Annotated in this window: 14 protein-coding genes and 1 pseudogene; 3 read left to right on the forward strand and 12 right to left on the reverse strand. The window is 74.0% G+C overall.

Features of this window, described 5'->3' with window-relative positions:
* From ACN6LD_RS37405 to ACN6LD_RS37425, 5 genes and pseudogenes are all read right to left on the reverse strand, one after another.
* Positions 1–276 (reverse strand): annotated as a pseudogene (locus ACN6LD_RS37405) (2-oxoacid:ferredoxin oxidoreductase subunit beta); the annotation flags it as partial.
* Entirely contained in the window at positions 269–2,167 is a 1,899-nt protein-coding gene (locus ACN6LD_RS37410) for a 2-oxoacid:acceptor oxidoreductase subunit alpha (protein ID WP_445045488.1), read from the reverse strand. The gene ACN6LD_RS37410 and the pseudogene ACN6LD_RS37405, both read right to left, overlap by 8 nt.
* 109 nt (positions 2,168–2,276) lie before the next feature.
* Positions 2,277–2,528, reverse strand: coding sequence for an acyl-CoA carboxylase epsilon subunit (locus ACN6LD_RS37415; RefSeq protein ID WP_319197835.1), 252 nt, complete (start codon positions 2,526–2,528; stop codon positions 2,277–2,279).
* A complete protein-coding gene (locus ACN6LD_RS37420; protein WP_319197833.1) occupies positions 2,525–4,138 on the reverse strand; it encodes an acyl-CoA carboxylase subunit beta in 1,614 nt (537 codons plus the stop codon). The genes ACN6LD_RS37415 and ACN6LD_RS37420 overlap by 4 nt, the downstream gene beginning before the upstream one ends.
* A gap of 75 nt (positions 4,139–4,213) precedes the next feature.
* Entirely contained in the window at positions 4,214–5,653 is a 1,440-nt protein-coding gene (locus tag ACN6LD_RS37425; protein WP_445045489.1) for an MFS transporter, read from the reverse strand.
* A 373-nt stretch (positions 5,654–6,026) separates the two neighbouring features.
* On the opposite strand from ACN6LD_RS37425, the gene ACN6LD_RS37430 reads away from it, so the two are divergent.
* Positions 6,027–8,420 (forward strand): AAA family ATPase, encoded by a 2,394-nt coding sequence (locus ACN6LD_RS37430; RefSeq protein WP_445045490.1) that lies wholly within the window; start codon positions 6,027–6,029, stop codon positions 8,418–8,420.
* A 219-nt stretch (positions 8,421–8,639) separates the two neighbouring features.
* Here ACN6LD_RS37430 and ACN6LD_RS37435 read toward each other — a convergent pair whose 3' ends face one another.
* Positions 8,640–8,834, reverse strand: a complete 195-nt coding sequence (locus ACN6LD_RS37435; protein ID WP_319193005.1) for a hypothetical protein — start codon at positions 8,832–8,834, stop codon at positions 8,640–8,642.
* Positions 8,835–8,967: 133 nt separating this feature from the next.
* Here ACN6LD_RS37435 and ACN6LD_RS37440 point away from each other — a divergent pair, with 133 nt between their 5' ends.
* Together ACN6LD_RS37440 and ACN6LD_RS37445 are read left to right on the forward strand one after the other, a co-directional pair.
* A complete protein-coding gene (locus tag ACN6LD_RS37440) occupies positions 8,968–10,005 on the forward strand; it encodes a hypothetical protein (RefSeq protein WP_319193007.1) in 1,038 nt (345 codons plus the stop codon).
* 106 nt (positions 10,006–10,111) lie between these two features.
* A complete protein-coding gene (locus tag ACN6LD_RS37445) occupies positions 10,112–11,071 on the forward strand; it encodes a hypothetical protein (RefSeq protein WP_319193009.1) in 960 nt (319 codons plus the stop codon).
* A 7-nt stretch (positions 11,072–11,078) separates the two neighbouring features.
* Here ACN6LD_RS37445 and ACN6LD_RS37450 read toward each other — a convergent pair whose 3' ends face one another.
* Genes ACN6LD_RS37450 through ACN6LD_RS37475 form a run of 6 tightly spaced genes read right to left on the reverse strand, consistent with a single transcriptional unit; the run spans position 11,079 to position 18,380 of the window.
* On the reverse strand, positions 11,079–11,942 hold the full coding sequence (locus ACN6LD_RS37450) for a 4'-phosphopantetheinyl transferase family protein (RefSeq protein ID WP_319193011.1): 864 nt from the start codon (positions 11,940–11,942) through the stop codon (positions 11,079–11,081).
* Complete coding sequence (locus ACN6LD_RS37455) at positions 11,939–12,199, reverse strand: acyl carrier protein (RefSeq protein ID WP_445045491.1); 261 nt, start codon at positions 12,197–12,199, stop codon at positions 11,939–11,941. The genes ACN6LD_RS37450 and ACN6LD_RS37455 overlap by 4 nt, the downstream gene beginning before the upstream one ends.
* Positions 12,174–14,102 (reverse strand): HAD-IIIC family phosphatase, encoded by a 1,929-nt coding sequence (locus tag ACN6LD_RS37460; protein WP_445045492.1) that lies wholly within the window; start codon positions 14,100–14,102, stop codon positions 12,174–12,176. The genes ACN6LD_RS37455 and ACN6LD_RS37460 overlap by 26 nt, the downstream gene beginning before the upstream one ends.
* A complete protein-coding gene (locus ACN6LD_RS37465) occupies positions 14,099–15,154 on the reverse strand; it encodes a 3-oxoacyl-ACP synthase III family protein (RefSeq protein ID WP_319198480.1) in 1,056 nt (351 codons plus the stop codon). Before ACN6LD_RS37465 ends, ACN6LD_RS37460 begins: the two co-directional genes overlap by 4 nt.
* Complete coding sequence (locus ACN6LD_RS37470) at positions 15,151–18,096, reverse strand: type I polyketide synthase (RefSeq protein WP_445045493.1); 2,946 nt, start codon at positions 18,094–18,096, stop codon at positions 15,151–15,153. The genes ACN6LD_RS37465 and ACN6LD_RS37470 overlap by 4 nt, the downstream gene beginning before the upstream one ends.
* Positions 18,093–18,380 carry an acyl carrier protein gene (locus tag ACN6LD_RS37475; protein ID WP_319196594.1) on the reverse strand — a complete coding sequence of 96 codons (288 nt, stop codon included), beginning with the start codon at positions 18,378–18,380 and terminating at the stop codon, positions 18,093–18,095. The genes ACN6LD_RS37470 and ACN6LD_RS37475 overlap by 4 nt, the downstream gene beginning before the upstream one ends.
* Between the last annotated feature and the right edge of the window lie 28 nt (positions 18,381–18,408).

Below are 18,408 nucleotides of genomic sequence, written 5' to 3' on the forward strand. Positions count from 1 at the left end.
GATGGAGTGCATCCCGTAGGTGTTCATGTAGTACGGGAAGCGCGAGGAGCAGCCGATCCCGGAGACGAAGACGATGTTCTCCTTGGCCAGACCCAGCTCCGGCATGAAGCCCTGCACCGCGGCGAGGATCGCGTAGTCGCCGCAGCCCGGGCACCATCGCACCTCCTGGTCCGACTTGAAGTCCTTCATGGACTGCCGGGCCTCGGCCTTGGGCACGAGCGGGAGGAGGGTCCGTGTGGTGTCCCGGGTTCCTTCCGGCGTGGTCGTGTCAGCCATTGACGGTCTCCTTGAGGGCGGTGGCGAGCTGCTCCGCTTTGAACGGCATGCCGTTGACCTGGTTGTGGGAGTGGGCGTCCACGAGGTACTTCGCGCGGATGAGGGTGGCGAGCTGGCCGAGGTTCATCTCGGGGACGATCACCTTGTCGTAGCGTCGCAGGATCTCGCCCAGGTTCTGCGGGAAGGGGTTGAGGTGGCGCAGGTGGGCCTGTGCGATGGGCGTCCCGGCGGTGCGCAGCGTGCGGACGGCGGCGGTGATCGGGCCGTAGGTGGAGCCCCAGCCCAGCACCAGGGTCCGGGCGGCGTGCGGGTCGTCGACCTCGAGGTCCGGGACGTCGATGCCGTCGATCTTGGCCTGGCGGGTGCGGACCATGAAGTCGTGGTTGGCCGGGTCGTAGGAGATGTTGCCCGTGCCGTCCTGTTTCTCGATCCCGCCGATGCGGTGCTCGAGACCCGGCGTGCCGGGGATCGCCCAGGGGCGCGCCAGAGTGCGCGGGTCACGCTTGTAGGGCCAGAACACCTCGGTTCCGTCGGCCAGGGTGTGATTGGGGTGCTGGGCGAACTGGGTGCGCAGGTCGGGGAGTCGGCCGGCGTCGGGGACGCGCCAGGGCTCGGAGCCGTTGGCCAGGTAGCCGTCGGAGAGCAGGAAGACGGGGGTGCGGTAGGCGAGGGCGATACGTGCTGCCTCCAGGGCGGCGTCGAAGCAGTCGGCGGGGGTGCGCGGGGCCACGATCGGCACCGGGGCCTCGCCGTTGCGGCCGTACATCGCCTGGAGCAGGTCCGCCTGTTCCGTCCTGGTGGGCAGGCCGGTGGAGGGGCCGCCGCGCTGGATGTCCACGATCAGCAGGGGCAGTTCGAGTGAGACCGCCAGGCCGATCGTCTCCGACTTGAGCGCCACGCCCGGACCGGACGTCGTGGTGACGGCCAGACTCCCGCCGAAGGCCGCGCCCAGCGCCGCGCCGATCCCGGCGATCTCGTCCTCGGCCTGGAAGGTGCGCACGCCGAAGTTCTTGTGCTTCGACAGCTCGTGCAGGATGTCCGAGGCCGGCGTGATCGGATACGAGCCCAGGAACAGCGGCAGATCCGCCTGCCGGGAGGCCGCGACCAGACCGTAGGACAGGGCCAGGTTCCCGGAGATGTTGCGGTAGACGCCGGCCGGGAAGGCCTGCGCGGCCGGCGCGACCTCGTAGGACACCGCGAAGTCCTCGGTCGTCTCCCCGAAGTTCCAGCCGGCCCGGAACGCGGCGATGTTGGCGGCCGCGATGTCGGGCCTCTTCGCGAACTTCGACCTCAGGAACTTCTCGGTGCCCTCGGCGGGCCGGTGGTACATCCACGACAGCAGACCGAGCGCGAACATGTTCTTGCTGCGCTCGGCCTCCTTACGGGTGAGGTCGAACTCCTTGAGCGCCTGGACGGTGAGGGTGGTCAACGGGACCGGATGCGTGCGGTAGCCGTCGAGGGAGCCGTCCTCGAGGGGAGACGTCGCGTAGCCGGCCTTCGTCATCGCCCGTGGGGTGAACTCGTCGGTGTCGACGATGACTTCGGCGCCGCGTGGGACGTCGGCGATGTTCGCCCTCAGTGCGGCCGGGTTCATCGCGACCAGGACGTCGGGGGCGTCACCGGGGGTGAGGATGTCGTGGTCGGCGAAGTGCAGCTGGAAGGAGGAGACGCCGGGCAGGGTTCCTGCGGGGGCGCGGATCTCGGCGGGGAAGTTCGGCAGTGTGGACAGGTCGTTGCCGAACGAGGCCGTCTGTGAGGTGAAGCGGTCGCCGGTGAGCTGCATGCCGTCGCCGGAGTCACCCGCGAACCGGATGACGACCCGGTGCAGACGTCGCACGTCCTTGCGCCGGGTCGCCCTCTGCGCGGCGGGTGCTTCGTTGACCGTGGACATGGTTGTTCCCCTACGTGTCGTTTTCGCAGATGGGGGCGGTGCGGGTGCGGGAGGCGCCGGCCTCGGCGACGGGCGCCCGGCGCGGATCCGGGGCCGGGGGGGCGTGGGGTCACGAGGCCCATGCCCCGGGGGCCCTGAAGCCCTCGGCCGGTCGCCGTCCGCGGGTCGGCGCCGTCCGGCCGGCCGGGCCTGCCGGGGTGTGCGGCCGGCGGCCGGCGCTCGCGGTGCGCGCTCGGACCGCGAGGGCGGCGGCGAGCGCCGCGACCTCCTCCAGGGTGGGGTTGCCGCGCAGGATCCGCAGGGAGGCCTGGGCGAGGGCCTGCGCCGTGGCGGGGGCGGGGTCGTCCCTCCCGGCGCTCACAGGGGCAGGTTCCCGTGCTTGCGTCCCGGCAGCGGCACGTGTTTGGAGCGCAGCATGGACAGGGCGGCGATGAGCCGGGACCGGGTGTCCGCGGGGTCGATCACGTCGTCCACGAGGCCGCGCTCGGCCGCGTAGTACGGGTGCATGAGCTCGGTCTCGTAGTCCTTGATCTTCTGTGCGCGGACGGCGTCGGGGTCGTCGGCGGCGGCGATCTCCCGGCGGAAGATCACGTTGGCGGCGCCCTCGGCGCCCATCACGGCGATCTCGTTGGAGGGCCAGGCCAGCGCGATGTCGGCGCCGATCGAGCGGGAGTCCATCACGATGTACGCGCCGCCGTAGGCCTTGCGCAGGACGAGGGAGATGCGCGGCACGGTGGCGTTGCAGTAGGCGTAGAGCAGTTTCGCGCCGTGCCGGATGACTCCGCCGTGTTCCTGGTCGACGCCCGGCAGGAAGCCGGGCACGTCGACGAGGGTCACCAGCGGCACGCTGAAGGCGTCGCAGAACTGGACGAAGCGTGCGGCCTTCTCGGAGGCGTGGATGTCGAGGACGCCGGCGAGGGCGGCGGGCTGGTTGGCGACGATGCCGACGACCTGGCCGTCCAGGCGGGAGAACGCGCAGACGACGTTCTGCGCCCAGTTGCCGTGGACTTCGAAGTACTCGCCGTGGTCGACGATCTCGGCGATCACCTCGCGCATGTCGTACGACTGGTTGGGCTGGGCGGGGACGAGGTCGAGGAGGCGGTCGCAGCGGCGGTCCGCGGGGTCGTCGGCGTCGGCCGGCGGGGGCAGTTCGCGGTTGTTCGAGGGCAGGTACGACAGCAGGTAGCGGACGTCTTCGAGGCAGCTCTCCTCGGTGTCGTAGGCGAAGCCGGCGACGCCGGAGACGGCTGCGTGGCTGTCGGCGCCGCCGAGCCGTTCCTGGGTGACGTGTTCGCCGGTCACGGCCTGCACCACGTCCGGTCCGGTGATGAACATCTGCGAGGTGCCGCGGACCATGAACACGAAGTCGGTGAGGGCGGGCGAGTAGGCGGCGCCTCCGGCGCAGGGGCCGAGCACGACGGAGATCTGGGGGATGACTCCGGAGTTGCGGACGTTGCGGGTGAAGATGCCGCCGTATCCGGCGAGCGCGGTGACGCCTTCCTGGATGCGGGCGCCGGCGCCGTCGCACAGGCCGACGACGGGGGCGCCGGCGGCCTCGGCGAGGTCCATCACCTTGTGGATCTTCGCCGCGTGGGCTTCGCCGAGTGCGCCGCCGAAGACGCGGAAGTCGTGGGCGTAGGCGAAGACGGTGCGGTCGTGCACCCGGCCCCAGCCGATGACGACGCCGTCGCTGTGCGGTTTTTTGAACTCCAGGCCGAATCCGGTGGCCCGGTGTCGGCGCAGTCCTTCGATCTCGACGAACGTGTCTTCGTCGAAGAGGAGCCGCAGGCGTTCGTGGGCGGTCAGTTTGCCTTTGGCGTGCTGGGCCCGGGTGGCGTGCTCGCTGGGTCCGCGGGCCACCTGCTCGCGCAGGGCGACGAGTTCGGCGGTGCGCTCGCGCAGCGAGGTGGGGCGGGTCGTCGCGGGTTCCGGCGGCGCCTGCGCACCCCTCACCGGCCTTTCGTCGGTCATGCTCAATGGAGGCCCCTCTTCGACACGGGTGCGCCGGTTGGGTGGGTGGCGCGGCACCGAGCGTCGATCCGCCGCCTAAAGCCGGGGTTGTGCGAGCTCGCCGGTCCTTGCGGGGGCCTTCGGGGCGGGTGCGCCGGGGCGCGGGTCGCGCAGGAGGAGCAGTGCGGCGGCGGTGAGCAGGGCCGGGAGCAGTGACATCGCGGCCAGGACGCCCCATTGGGCGGTGGCGCTCTGCGGGGCCGCCTGTCCGGTGTCGGAGGGCGTGTAGCCGAACGGCTGGAGTGCGGTCAGGGCGACCAGGAAGGGTCCGGCGGCGATGCCGAGGGCCTCGGCTGCGCTGAACAGTCCGGACAGCGCGCCGACGCGGTTGCGGCCGGTGCGCGCGGTGTCGTGGGCCGTGGTCTCGGCCAGCATCGCGTAGAGGAAGAGGAGTTGGCCGGCGTGCGCTGTGCCGATGACGAGCAGCACGGCGGGCGCGTACGGCGCGGGCAGGGCGGGCGCGGCGGCCAGCAGCAGGCAGCCGCCGGCGAAGAGGGCGCAGGCCGTGCGCAGTCCCGCGCGGTGTCCGCGGCGGGCGGCGAAGCGGGTCCACAGGGGGACGACGAGCAGGTTGGGCAGGACGAACGCGGCGACGAGCAGGGGTGTCAGATCGGGGTCGTGCAGGATGTGCTCGGCGAAGTACGGTCCCGCGGCGAGCAGGCAGCCGGTGGCGGCCATCTGCAGGGTCGTCGTGCGCAGCAGGGCGGCGAAGGCGGGGATCTCGCGCAGCAGGGCGAGCCGGTGCGCGGGGCGGGCGCCGTGCGCCGTGCGGGGCGGGGCGGGGGGTGCGGGCGAGGGGGCGGCCGCCGGCGGGCTCGGTGGGGTGGCCGGCGTTGCGGTGTGGGGGGTGGGCGGGCCCGCGCGGCGCGTGTGCGCGGGGCCGAAGGTGACGGCCAGGGCTCCGGCGGCCATGACGGCGGCGCCGAACAGGCCGGCCCAGCGGTGTCCGGCGAGGCTGCCGCCGTCCGCGTCGGCGATCGCGGGTCCGGCCGAGCCGATGGTCAGGGCGGCCACGGCGATGCCTGCCACCCGGCCGCCGACCAGCCGGGTCCGCTCGCGCGGGCTGTCCGCGAGGTCGGCGGGGAGCGCGGCGTAGGCGGCCTGGAAGAAGGCGAAGGCCGTGGCGGTGAGGAGGAATCCGAGGCCTGTCCAGGCCGCGCCCGCGGCGCCGTCGGTGACGCCCGCGAACATCGCGGCGAATCCGGCGGCGGCGCCGAGGCCGCCGGTCAGGATGTGGCGTCGTCTGCTGCCCCGTCTGGCGTGGGTGCGGTCGCCGGTGCGGCCGGCGTGGGGGGTGAGCAGCACCGCCCACGCTTTGGGGATCAGGACGACGCACCCGGCGAGGGCCGCGCCCACGCCGAGGGTGTCGGTGAGGTAGGGGAGCAGCAGGAGCCCTGGGAGCGTCGTGAACGCGCCAGTCACCAGGGCCCCGCAGGCATAGCCGATTCGCAGCCGGACGCTGCTGGGGGTGGGCACTTTCACTCTCCGCGGGATAAGGAATCGGGCACGCAAGAACGCGACCGAGGGTGTGCGCGGGGCGGCCGGTGCGCCAGTCGGGGTTTCCCCTGAGAGGAACTCGAGGAGCGCGGGTGGAGCGGAGAGCGTGAAAGGTTCAGGTAAAGCATGCCCGCATCTGTTCGCATCTGTTCTCCCTTCAGATGTCAAAGCATTCGGGAGACCTTCGCTGTCCGTGTCGTGGGGCCGTTCAGGGTTCTCCCCGACATTTCGGCAGGGCTCCGCGCCCGGGGCGGACTTTCTGCCAGGCAAGGTGTGGACAGCGGCCGCGACTTGGCCGGCTCCTCGGGGTGGGCCACTCTTTCCTGGCGGATATTCGCGCAAGGAGGTTGTCGTGCCGGAAGCGGCGCCAGTGCCTGGAGCAGCGGCCCGGCTCGGGGGTCCGGTGTTCCTGCGGGATGCCGAACTCGGCCTGCTGCGGGGGTGGTTGACCCTGTCCGGGCAGAGCCCGCAGGTGGTGCGGGTCAGCGGTGAGCCGGGGGCCGGCAAGTCCCATCTGCTGCGTCGCCTGGCCCGCTCGGCCCGGCGGGACGGCTGGACGGTCGCGGCGGGCCGGATCCCGCGCGGCGGCGGAACGCGTCCGCTGGAGGTGGTCGTGGACGCGCTGGACGACGTCCTGGCCCGGGCCGACGGCTCGCTGTTCGAGCAGCTCGGCGCGGCGGCCACCGGGCGGCTGGCGGCGGTCTTCCCCTCGCTGCACGGCCCGCAGGCGGCCGACGGAACGGCCGGCGGGTCGGCCGGCGGGGCCGGCGGGTCGGCCGGCCACTACGGCCTGTTGCGGGCGCTGCGCGCCGTCGTCGCCCAACTGGCTTCGGGCCGGGGCCTGTTGCTGGTCCTGGACGACGCGCACCGGGCCTGCGCGCTCACCACGGACTTCATCGAGTACCTGGTGCGCTGTCCGCCGAGGGCCCCGGTGCTGACCGTCTTCGCGCACCGTGCGGTCCCCGCGGACCGGCATCTGACGGCCCTGGCCTACGAGGCCCCGAACCTGCACCATCTGCGTCTCGCGCCGCTGCCCGACGACCGGATGCGGGCGCTGCTGCCCGCGGGGCCGGGCCCGGTGGCGGCGGCCGTGGCGCTGCGTGACGCGGGCGGGGTGCCGGGGCTGCTCGGCGACGCGGGCGCGGGCGGGCCGTCGTGCGGCGCGGACGGGGCGGGCGGCGGCGTGTACAGCGTGCTCGAAGTGGCCACCGGTGTGCCGCCGTCGGCCGCCGCGGCGCGGGGGCTCGATCTGCACTGTCTGTCCTCGCTGGGCTGGCGCACCGCGTGTGCGGCCGCCGTGGTCGGCGATGCGTTCCTGCCGTCGGTGGTCGCGGCGACGGCCCAGCTTCCCGAGTCCGACGTGCTGTGCGCTCTGGACGCGCTGCACGCCGAGAGTCTGGTGGTGCCGGACGCGCACGGGCGGCGTTTCCGCTTCGTCCGGCCGGCCGTCAGGGCCCGGATCCACCATGCGTCGGGGGCGGGCTGGCGGCACGCGGCCCGCCTGCGGGCGGTCGCGGCGCTGCGCGCGGCCGGGGAGACGCTCGCGCTGGCGGCGCATCTCGTCGACTCCGAGGTCCTGACGGCGCACGACGCGGGGGTGCTGGCCGAGGCGGCGCGGGAGACGCTGTGGCGCCAGCCGGCCCGGGCGGCGCGGGCGCTGGCCCGGGCCGGTGCGGTGCTGGGCGATCCGGTGGCGCCGGCGCTGTGGCGGGCCGAGGCGCTGGTGCTGGCCGGGCAGCCGGGTGCGGCCGAGCGGCTGTACGCCGCGACGTGGCACCGGCTGCCGGCCGGGGCGGACCCGACCGTCGCGGACGCGGTGCTGTGGCGGGTGCGCGGGCTGCGCGGGCTCGGCAGGTACGCGCAGGCGGGGGCGCTGCTCGACGCGCAGCCGTGCGACGTGGCGGCGGGCGACGGGGGGCGGGCGGTGCGGGCCGAACGGCTGGCGCTGGCCGTGGAGATGGCTCAGCTCGGCGTGCCCGCCGAGGCAGGGGCGGTGGAGCGCGCCGTGCGGGCGGTGTCCGAGGACGTCGAGGCGGGGCCGGGGCTCGCGGTGGCCGCTCTGCTCGGGGCCGCGCACGCGCTGGGCGGCGCGACCGCCGCGGCGCGGGATGCGGCCGATCGCGCGGACCGGGCGCTGGGCGCGGGCGCGGGTGCGGCGGGAGCGGACGCGGGCGGGGCGCCCGTCGGGGGGACGGCGGGCGGCGCGGCGCAGGGCGCGCGCTGGGTCGACCGTCTGGAGGCCTGCCGGTGGCTGGGCGAGACGGAACTGCGTCTGGGCATGCCCGGCCGGGCCGCGCTTCGATTCGAGCGAGGACTGCGCGCGGCTCTTTTCCTCGGCCACGGGCATGCCATTGCCCCGTTGGCTCTCGGTCTCGCGCGCACCCGCAGGGAATGCGGAGACCAGGACGCCGCACAATTCTCGGGCGAACTCGCGGCCGCCGTCTCGGCCGGCCACGGTAATTCATGGATGCTTTCCTTCGGGCACGGGATCGCCGAGGAAAAGAAAGGCCGCTCTTCCGGGCGGCCCGAAAATTCTCCGCTCGCGGCGGCGAGCGCCCGGGAGACGGAAATCGCTCATCTGGTTTCCGCCGGATACACGAACCAGCGCATTGCCGCTCACCTCGGCATCAGCACGAAAACCGTCGAAACGCACATGAGCCGGATATTCAAGAAACTCGGAGTAAATTCTCGGGCAGAAGTCGCTCATGCGGTCGGCCGCAGCGGGGCCGGGCCGGGCGTCCCGTAGGCGGCCGGGAACGGCCGGATACCGCCGCCGCAGCGGGCCGGCGGCGGCGGACGGCAGCGCCCCGCCGCACGGCGCACAGGCGCCGTACAGCGGGGCGTTATGAGCGGCATCGCGTGGAAGGGGGGTCCGGGAGCCGGCCTCGGACTCCACCGTCTCCCCCAGGCCCGGCGGCTGTCCGAAGCCGCGCCGGGCGGGGTGTCGTGCGCCGGACCGCTGCGGTCACGGGCAAGCGGAACCCCACTGGTCGTCTTCCGGGCACATCGAGGTATCCCCCTTCAGTACCACGTTGAGGCTCGACAGGCCGACCGACACATCCGGAGTTGACGCCTCCGCCAAACCTGAACCAAGACTTCCCAAAATCACAAACGACGCGCACACGGCCGCTGCCGTTTTGGCGAACATGCCCTTGTTCATCGTTGCCCCCTATTTATGCCTGGCTTCTCCACGTAGAAGACTGCCCTGCCGCTCCAGCCGCTTCCAAGCGATTCTCGATGACGTAAAGTTGCATGACAGCTTTTCTCTTTGCGTACGGGGGTGCGACAACGTAATGCATGAAGGTTCTCTTTCCGGGCCGAACTCCAACGAACTCGACGGCATATGCGCGACCGCTTACCAGAAGGCGGTCACACTCGGGCGGTTCGACCGCGAGCAGATCGCCCGTGCGCTGGGCACGTCGCTCGAGGTGGCCGTGCGGGTCGAGCAGACCCTGACGGAGTTCAGCCTGCTGCATCCGATGCCGGGCGAGCCCGAGACCCTCGTGCCGGTCAGCCCCGAGGCCGCGGCGGCCGATCTGGTGGGGCCGACCGAGCAGCAGATCCACGAGCTGCAGCAGGCGGTCACCGACGTGCGCACCCGGATGCGCTCGCTGCAGCCCGCCTACTTCGAGTCCCGCAGGCGCCGCAACCAGGCCGAGGCGTTCGACGTGATCAGCGACATCCGGGTCCTGCAGGCCATGCTCGACGACTGGGGAGCGCGCTGCCGCACGGAGATCCTCACCGCGCAGCCGGGCGGTCCCCGCCCGCCCCGGTATCTGGAGAACGCGCGCCCGCTCACCCTGGCCCGGCTGGCGCGCGGCGTACGGGTGCGGCATCTCTACCAGCACACCGTGCGCAGCGACCTGACGACGACGTCGTACATCCGCGCGGTGGCCGCGGCGGGCGCCGAGGTGCGCACCACGGACGAGCTGATCGACCGCATCATCATCTACGACCGGGAGGCGGTCTTCCTGCCCGAGCACGTCGAGGACCGGCCGCCGGGCGCCGTCGTCGTGCGGGAGCCGACCCTCGTGGCGTTCCTGTGCAAGGTGTACGAGCATCTGTGGGACACCGGCACGGCGTTCACCCCGGGCGCCACGGCGCAGACCCCCGTCGCCGACGACCTGAAGCGGTCGATCATCAAGCTGATGGCCCAGGGCCACAAGGACGAGCTGGTCGCGCGCCGCCTGGGCATGTCGGTGCGCACCTGCCGGCGGTACATCTCGGAGATCATGGAGCAGGTGGAGTCCTCCAGCCGGTTCCAGGCGGGCGTCAACGTGGCGCTGGTCGGGCTTCTCGACGAGGGCGGGCCCGGCCTGCCGGCGGAGTAGGTGCCGCGCAGCAAGCTGTCAGCGGGCAGGGCTGGCCGGGCGTGGCCGAAACCGTGCACCCTCGACGCATCGTGTGCGAGCACGGTCCGTACCGAAGGGGGAGAGTATGGAGCGCGCGCCCGGCGCAGGCCGGCGGCGGACGGCGGGGACCGTCCGGCACCTCGTCCACCGCCCGCGGTCCTGGCTGCATCCCGTCGCCCCGGCGCCGGACATCGAGGAGGAGTTCGTCCTGGCCGGCGAGCTGGCCGACGGGCTGGGGCCGTTCGGCGAGCGGGCCGGCCGCCACCACGATCTGCGGTCGGCCGCCGAGATGGTCCGCGAGGCAGGCGAGTTCATCGGTCACACGCACTTCGGCGTGCCCGCGGCCCGCGTCGGCGTCTTCTACCGCTTCGACCTGCGCGCCGACGACGTCGCGCCCTGGCGGGTGCGGCCCTCCCCCGCCCCCCTGGACCTGCATCTGCGCGTGCGCCCCGACAAGGTGGTCGACGGCGTGCCCCGGGTCCTGGAGTTCGCCATCGCCCCGCGCATCGACGACGTGCCGTGCGGCAGCGGGAGCGCGAGCGTGGTGTTCCTGGCGCCGACGGTGCACCGCAGCCACCGGGAGCGCTCCCGGGCGGCGCTGGCCGCGGCGGCGGACGCCGCCGCCACGCGGACCGCGACCGGGCCGGGCGCCCGCGTCGCCCCGGCCGACGTGGGGCGCCGCCTCGTCGACGACGTCCTGCTGCACCACCCGGCGACGCCGTGCCCGGGACAGCTGGCCGTGGACGTGGCGCTGCCGCCCAGCGGCGCCCCCGCGCACGCCCTGCTCCTGGAGGCGGTCCGCCAGACGGCGCTGCTGACGGCCTGGCGCGCGTACGCCCTCAAGCCGGCGCACAGCACTCTGGGCGCCCTGCGCGTGCACTTCCGCGGCTACGCGGACCCGCAGCTGCCGATGCGCTGCACGGCCGTGTGGGACCGGCTCGGCAAGGACGCCGACGGGCGGCGTCTGACGCCGGTCACGCTGAGCCTGGTCCAGGCCGGCAGCGCCGTCCTGGAGGCCACGGCGTCCGTGGTGGAGGACCTGTGACCGGGAGTCAGTCGTGCGGGCACGCCCCGCTGAGCGCCTCGTTGAGGGCCGCGACGGCGTCGGCGTCGAGCATGGTGGTGATCTCGGCGTCCAGGGTGCGGCCGAGCCCCGCGTCGTAGACGGCGGTGCTGACGCAGAACTCGAGGCCGTCGCTGCCGAGCACATAGGTGCAGAACGTCCACTCGTCGCCGGTGCCCGGGGTGCCGTCGGGGCGGTGCACCTGGGTGGGCCGGCCGTCGGGGCCGAACCCGAACTCCGTGAACCGGAACTGCAGCCCCTGCCCGATCGCCTTGCTGTACGCCTCCTTCAGGGTCCACAGCCGCACCAGGCTCGGGTCGCGCTCGTGCAGCGGCAGCCGGGACACGGTGAGGCGTTCGTGCGGGGTGCAGATCTGCCGGTCCAGGCCGCGGCTGTAGATACGGCGGTCCGAGCGCTCCGCGTCGACGCCGATCAGGCCCCGTGTCGTCAGCCCGACCAGCAGCAGGTCGTCGGTGTGGCTGAGGCTGATGTCGATCTGGTCGCAGCCGCGCAGATAGGGCCGGCCGGTCGGCCCGTACATGAGCTCCAGGTCGCGGGCGTCGGCGCGCAGCGCGGCGGCGGCGGCGTACTTCAGCAGGCGGCGGGAGGCCGCGTACCGGCCGCGCATGTCCTCGTGGGTGATGTCGCGGTAGCGGGCCCAGTCCCGTCCGAGCACGGCGCGCAGTTCGGCGCCGTCGGGGTTCTGCGGCCGCCAGTCGGCGAGGCGCCCGTGGACCAGCGCGGTGCCGTGCGTGCGCAGGTCCTCGCGCACGTCGGACCAGTCGGTGTGCACCGTGGTCGACGCGATGGGCTTCCCCAGCGACCGCGTGGCGGGGCCTGTCGGGGCGGTCATGGCCGGTCCTCGCGGTCGGGGCGGGTGAGGGCGTGGACCTCGCGCAGTCCGCGGGCCTGCAGCACGCGGGCGACGGGCACCCGCCGGCCGGTCTCGCGTTCGATGAGCGTGACGAGGCGCAGCAGGTGGACGGAGTCCCAGGAGGGCAGGGCGTCGAAGTCGGCCGCCGCCTCCTGTTCGCTCAGGTCGAGGCCGAGCTCGTCGCGGAGCAGGGCGACGAAGCCGGCGAACTCATCCCAGGGGCGTGTGGCGCTCATCCGCCGTCCCTCCCAGTCGGACCTCGAGGGTCAGGTGGCCCGGCCGGTCCGGGAGCCGGCCGAGGTCGTGGCGGAACCATCGCTCGCGGCCGGCGCCCGGCTCCTCGGTGAAGCCCATCGAGGGGTAGAAGCCGCTCGCCGCGGCGTTGGCGGGCGTGGCCCGGTAGCGGGCCCTGACCCGGGGCAGTCCCCGGGAGCGGGCGTGTTCGAGGACGGCGGTGAGGCAGCCGTCCTCGACGCCGCGGGCCAGGGCCCGGCAGCTGAGCATCATGTTGTCGATGCACAGGCCGTCGTCCTCGTCGCGGGTGAGCAGCGCGCCGACCAGGCCGCTGTCGCCGAAGCGGTCGCGGACCCGTACGGCGAGCACCCGGCGGGCCGGGTCGGCGGCCATCTCGGCGAGTTCGGCGGCCTGCAGCCGCTCGCCGGTGAGGTTGAACCGGTTGGTGCGCAGGGAGAGCTGGCACACGCGTGCGGTCTCGGCCGGGCCCGGCGGCGCGACGTGCACGACGATGCCGAGGTCGTGCAGGTACTCCTCGTACGTGCCCGCGCCCTGGCGCAGTTCGTCGCGGGCGGCGGCCTGCCGGTAGCGGGCGGTGCGGCGCCGGTCGTCGTCGGTGACGTGCGGGGTGTCGAACCAGGCGTCCCGCAGCAGCGCCTCCGTGTGCAGCGCGGGTTCGCCGCCGAGCGCGACGACGGGGGTGCCGGGCAGGCTGCGGCGGATCAGGGCGCGCTCGTGGGGCGAGTCGTCGGCGAGGACGAGCGCGTCGGCGGCGATGCCGAGGTGGCGGGCGATGTCGCGGAGGTTGGCGTCCTTGGGCTCCCAGTTGGCGTTGATCCGTACGAAGTCGTCGGGGCGCAGCGTCATGTCCGGGTGGTCCCGCAGTGCCCGTACGGCCGGTTCGGCGTCGTTCTTGCTGCTGACGGCGAGCAGGACGCCCTGGGCGGCGAGTTGCCGGGCGGTGCGCTGCATGCGGCGGTAGGGCTCGCCGAGCAGGTCGTCGCCGACGGCGAGGCCGTCGGCGCCGACTTCTTCCAGGACGCCGCCCCACAGGGTGTCGTCGAGGTCGAGGACGAGGCACTTCTTGGTCAGGCCGCTGCGGGCCCGCAGGATGTGGGCGGCCTCGCGGGCGTAGGCGGACAGGAGTTGTTCGGTGAAGGGCGAGCGGGTGTAGAGGGCCAGCCGTGCGTCGCTGGCCGGGCCGAGGTCGGCGATCAGCGGGTCGAGGTCGACGACGGTGACGGCGGGGTGGTCGGCCGTCAGGCGCAGCAGGCGGGCGTTGAACTCCCGCCACAGGGCGCCGAGCAGGGCGCGCCGGCGCTGGTCGATGATCTGCTGGGTGTGGCGGCGCAGCAGCGGCAGGGTGTTGAGGACGAGGGTGCCGGTTCCGGTGGCGGTGTGGGCGGCGGCGACGGCGGCGACGCGTTCGCCGAGCCGGGCGCAGGCCGTTTCGGCGTCGTCGGTGGTCCAGGGTGTGCCGAGTCGGTCGAAGACGGCGTCCGCGTCCAGCAGGCACAGCGTCAGGTCCGGGCGGGGGGTGCGCAGTTCGCTGTCGGGGTCGGTGAGGTCGCGCAGGTAGGCGCCGTGTGTGCCGACGACGAGGTGGGCGAGGAGTCCGTGCCGGGCGAGTTCGGCGGTGAGGGCGTCGGGGAGCTGGGCGAGGGTGGAGTGCCCGGTGACGGCGACGGTGACGAGGGGGGTGTCGGGGTGGTGGGCGAGGACGTCGGGGGGGTCGAGGCCGCGCAGGAGGCTGCCGCACCGCGCCAGTTCGGCGAGGACGGCGGCCGGTTCGCGGTCGCCGTCGTCGGTGATCTCCGCGAGGAGCGGGGCGATCTGCGGGTGGGCGCGGGCCAGCCGTCCGGAGGCGGACAGTTCCCGAAGGCGCTGGAAGGGCGTCGTCGTCATGGGCGCGGCTCCCCCGCGTGCGTCCGCTCCAGGACGAGGCCGGCCCTGATCCATTTGCTGGACTCCACGACGAGGGCGAGGGCCCGCCCGGTGTCCGGCAGGCGGGCCAGGAGCCTGTCGAGCTGGAGCAGGGGCAGGGCGTTGCCGGTGTTGCCGGTGTCCACGACGCAGGACACCTCGTGCGCGGTGGAGGCCCCCAGGCTCTCAGTGATGCGCCGGGTCATCCGGGCGGACAGCTGCGGCGGCAGCAGGAAGTCGACGTCGGCGGGGGTCCAGCCGACGGAGTCGAGCAGTTCCCAGTAGATCTCGCCCGCGAGGACGGGCACGCCCTCCTCGACGGCCTTGTAGTCCTCGGACAGCATCTGGCGGCCGGTGTCGCGGCGCACCGGGCCGTCCCAGTCGATGATCTGGCCCGGTGTCCGGCCCCGGCCGCTGAAGCGGTGCAGCAGCGTGCGGACGGCGAGGGCCTCGCCGAGGGGTTCTGCGCTGACGACGGCGGCGCCCGCCCCGTCGCCGAACAGGACGTAGTTGACGAGTTCCTGGGTCGGCAGGTCGGCGGGGGTGCGGCTCGGGTCGAGGAAGCGGGCGGTGGTGTCGCCGCCGACGACGAGACCGCTGCGGTGCCCGGCGGCGAGCAGTGCCCGGGCCAGGTCGAGGGCCTGGACGGCGCCCGAGCAGCCTGCCTGGATCTGGTAGGTGGGCAGGTGGTCCAGGCCCAGCCGGTCGGCGACCTCGTTGGCGGTGGTGGGCAGCAGCCGGTCGGGTGTGGTGGTGGCCAGGACGAGGAAGTCCAGGTCCTGCAGGCGGGCGCCGGCCGCGTCGGCGGCGCGGGCGGCGGCCTCGGCGCACAGGTCGGTGAGGGTGTGCCGGATCTCGCCGGTGGCGAGGTCCCAGCCGAAGTGGCGGGTGCGGGTGCCGACGAAGAGGTCGATCCACTCCTCGTCGATCCCGAAGGCCTTGCCCAGGCGCGCGTTGTCGACCGGGTCGCCGGGCAGGGCCGTGCCGGTCCCGGCGATGTGCAGGGGCGCGCCGGGCGCGTCGTGAGGGGTCATGTCCTGGCTCCTACGCTGTTCCAGTCGCTGAGGAAGTCGGCGAGGGAGCCCACCGAGCGCAGGGCGGGCAGCAGTTGCTGCACGGTGACTCCTTCCGTCTGCGGCAGCCGGGCTTCGAGCCGGTCCTTGAGCTGCATGATCATCACTGAGTCGAATCCCAGGTCCGCGTAGAGCCGGGTGTGGCGTCCGACGCGCTGCGGGTCGTACTCCCCCACCTCCACCACCGTCTCGATCACCGCGGCGAGCACGGGGTCCCTCTCCTCGTCGGCGTCCGGGCCGGTGTGCGCGCCGGCCGGCGGCGGGGCGGCGGCGGGGGGTTCGGCCCGGTCGGTGCGGCGCGGCGCGGGCTGCCAGAAGGTGTGCTCGGTGGAGAAGGCGTAGGGGGCCAGCTGTTCGGTGGTGCGCTGGGCGGGCTCGTACAGTTCGCTCCATCGTGGTTCGAGCCCCGAGCGGTAGAGGGCGGCGACGGTCTCGGCGAGGTCTCTCACGGTCGCCTCGCGGCCGGGGACGGGGTGCAGCAGCCGGACCCCGCAGGGCAGTCCGGCGCGTCCCGCGAGCTGGACGAGGTGGGGGCTGGGCCCGATCTCGATGAGGCAGGCGGGCATGGTCTCCGTCATGAGGGCGTCCAGGGCGTCGGCGAACAGCACGGGGCCGGCGGCCTGCTCGCGCCAGTACGCGGCGTCCAGGGGGCGGTCGTCGAGCATGGCGCCGTAGCGCGTGGACGCCATGGGCAGGGCGGGCGGCGTCGGTCGCAGGCCGGCGGCGGCTTCGGCGAGGCCGTCCAGGGCCGGCGCCATCTGCGGGGAGTGGAAGGCGTGCGAGACGCGCAGGCGGTCGGTGCGCACCCCTTGCCCGTGCAGGGCTGCGGCGATCCGGTCGAGCGCCGTCCGCCGTCCCGACAGCACGGTGCGGTCGGGGCCGTTGACGGCGCCGACGCACACGTCGGGCTCGTCGGCGAGCAGCGCGGCCAGGTCGGCGCGGGCCGCGCGGACGCCGAGCATGGCGCCGCCGTCCGCGAGGCGCTCCATGAGCGCGGCCCGCGCCGACACCAGCCGGGCCGCGTCGTCGAGGGTGAGCGCGCCCGCCGCGACGGCGGCGGCGAACTCGCCCACGCTGTGCCCGAGGACGGCGTCGGGCTCGATGCCGAGGTCCCCCAGGGTGCGGAAGAGGGCGTACTCGACGGCGAACAGGGCGGGCTGGGCCCAGCCGGTGCGGTGCACGGCCGGGTCCTCGTCCAGGATCATGTCGCGTACGGAGGCGCCGAGATGGGGCCGCAGCACGTCGTCGGCGGTGTCGAGGTGGCGGCGGTAGGAGGCGCTGTCGCGGTACAGCGCGCCGGTCATGCCGGGTTCCTGGGCGCCCTGGCCGCTGAAGAGGAAGCCGATGGCCGGCGGGTGCAGCACCCGGTCGGCGATGCCCGCGCGCAGTTGTTCGTCGTCGGCGGCGGCGCTCAGCGCGGCGGCGAGCTCGACGGTGTCGCGGGCGGTGAAGGCGGCCCGGTAGGACTGGCCGGTCTTGACGAGGTTGCTGCTCCAGCACAGGGCGGCCGCGGCGCCGCGCGGGCGGCGGGCGACGGCGTCGGCCTGCACGGCGAGGTTGCGGCGCAGCGCCTCGGGGGTATTGGCGGAGACGGTGAACACGCCCACGGCGCGGCTGGCGGCGCGCGGGGCGCGTTGGGCGGGGGTGCGGCGGGCGCGCGGGGCGCTGGCGAGGACGGCGTGGGCGTTGGTGCCGCCCATGCCGAAGCTGCTGACGCCGGCCCAGACCTCGTCGGCGGGCAGTCGTATCGGCGCCTTGATCAGCCGCAGTCCGCGTTCGGCGAGCCGTAGTTGGGGGTTCTCGCGGTCGGCGAAGCGGCTGGCGGGCACGATGCGGTGGTGCAGCGCGAGCGCGACCTTGATCAGGCCCGCGATGCCGGCGGCGCCCTCGGTGTGGCCGAGGTTGCCTTTCACGGACCCGATCGCGCAGGGCTCGTCCCGCTGCACCGCGTGCAGTTCGCCGAGGGCGGCGCACTCGATGATGTCGCCGAGCGCGGTCCCGGTGCCGTGCGCCTCGATGAACCTCACCTGTGCGGGCGTGATGCGGGCCCGTCGGCAGGCGGCGGCGACGACTTCGCGCTGCGACCACCGGTTGGGTGCGGTGAGGCCGTTGCTGCGGCCGTCCTGGTTGACGGCGGTGCCGCGGACGACCGCGTAGATCCGCTGGCCGTCGGCCAGGGCGTCGGCCAGGCGGCGCAGCACCACGACGCCCACGCCGTCGCTGCGGCCGATGCCGTCGGCGTCGGCGCTGAACGGCTTGCAGCGGCCGTCCCGGGCGGCCAGGCCCATCCGTTCGTAGACGAGTCCGGGTGCGGGGGTGAGGACGAGGTTGACGCCGCCCGCGACGGCGGTGGAGGACTCGCCCGCCAGCAGTGAGTTGACCGCGAGGTGCACGGCCACCAGGGAGGACGAGCAGGCGGTGTCGACGGCGAGGCTCGGGCCTTTGAGGTCGAGGTGGTAGGAGATGCGGTTGGCGGTCATCGCCGCGCTGCTGCCCGCCCCGAGCTGGGGGGTGACGCGTGTGTGGTCGGTGAGGTGGAGCTGGGCCCATTCGCCGCCCATCACGCCGACGAAGACGCCGGTGTCGCCGCCCGCCAGTGCGGCCGGCGACTGCCCGGCGTCCTCCAGGGCCCGCCAGGCGCACTGCAGGAGCAGCCGCTGCTGGGGGTCCATGGCGGCGGCCTCGCGCGGCGCGACGGTGAAGAAGTCGTTGTCGAAGGTGGCGATGTCCTCGATGAAGCCGCCGCGCACCGCGTCGTCGAAGCCGTGCCCGTCGCGGCGTTGCGCGGGCAGTTCGCCGATCGCGTCGCCGGCGCGCATCAGCAGGTTCCAGTAGGCGTCGGCGTCGGCCGCGCCGGGCAGGACGCAGTCCAGGCCGACGATGGCGACGGCGTCCGCGCTCACCGCTGCGGCCCGCCGTCGGGGAGCCGGACGCCGCGGGCGGTGAGATGCCCGGCGAGCGCCGCGACCGTGGGGTGGTCCCAGGCCAGTGTGGGCTCCACGGCGATCCCGAGCTCGTCCTCGACGTCGCCGCACAGGCTCAGCGCGCACACGGAGTCCATGCCGTATGCGGCGAGCGGCACCGTCGGGTCGATGCTCTCCGGCGCCCGGTCCATATAGACCGCGAGGCGGTCGGTGAGCCAGCGGTACAGGGGGGCCGCCGCCTTCGGCGGCGCGGAGAGGGTCATGGCCGTGTCTCCTCGGGAGTAGGGGCCG

Source organism: Streptomyces sp. SAS_272, assembly GCF_052543235.1.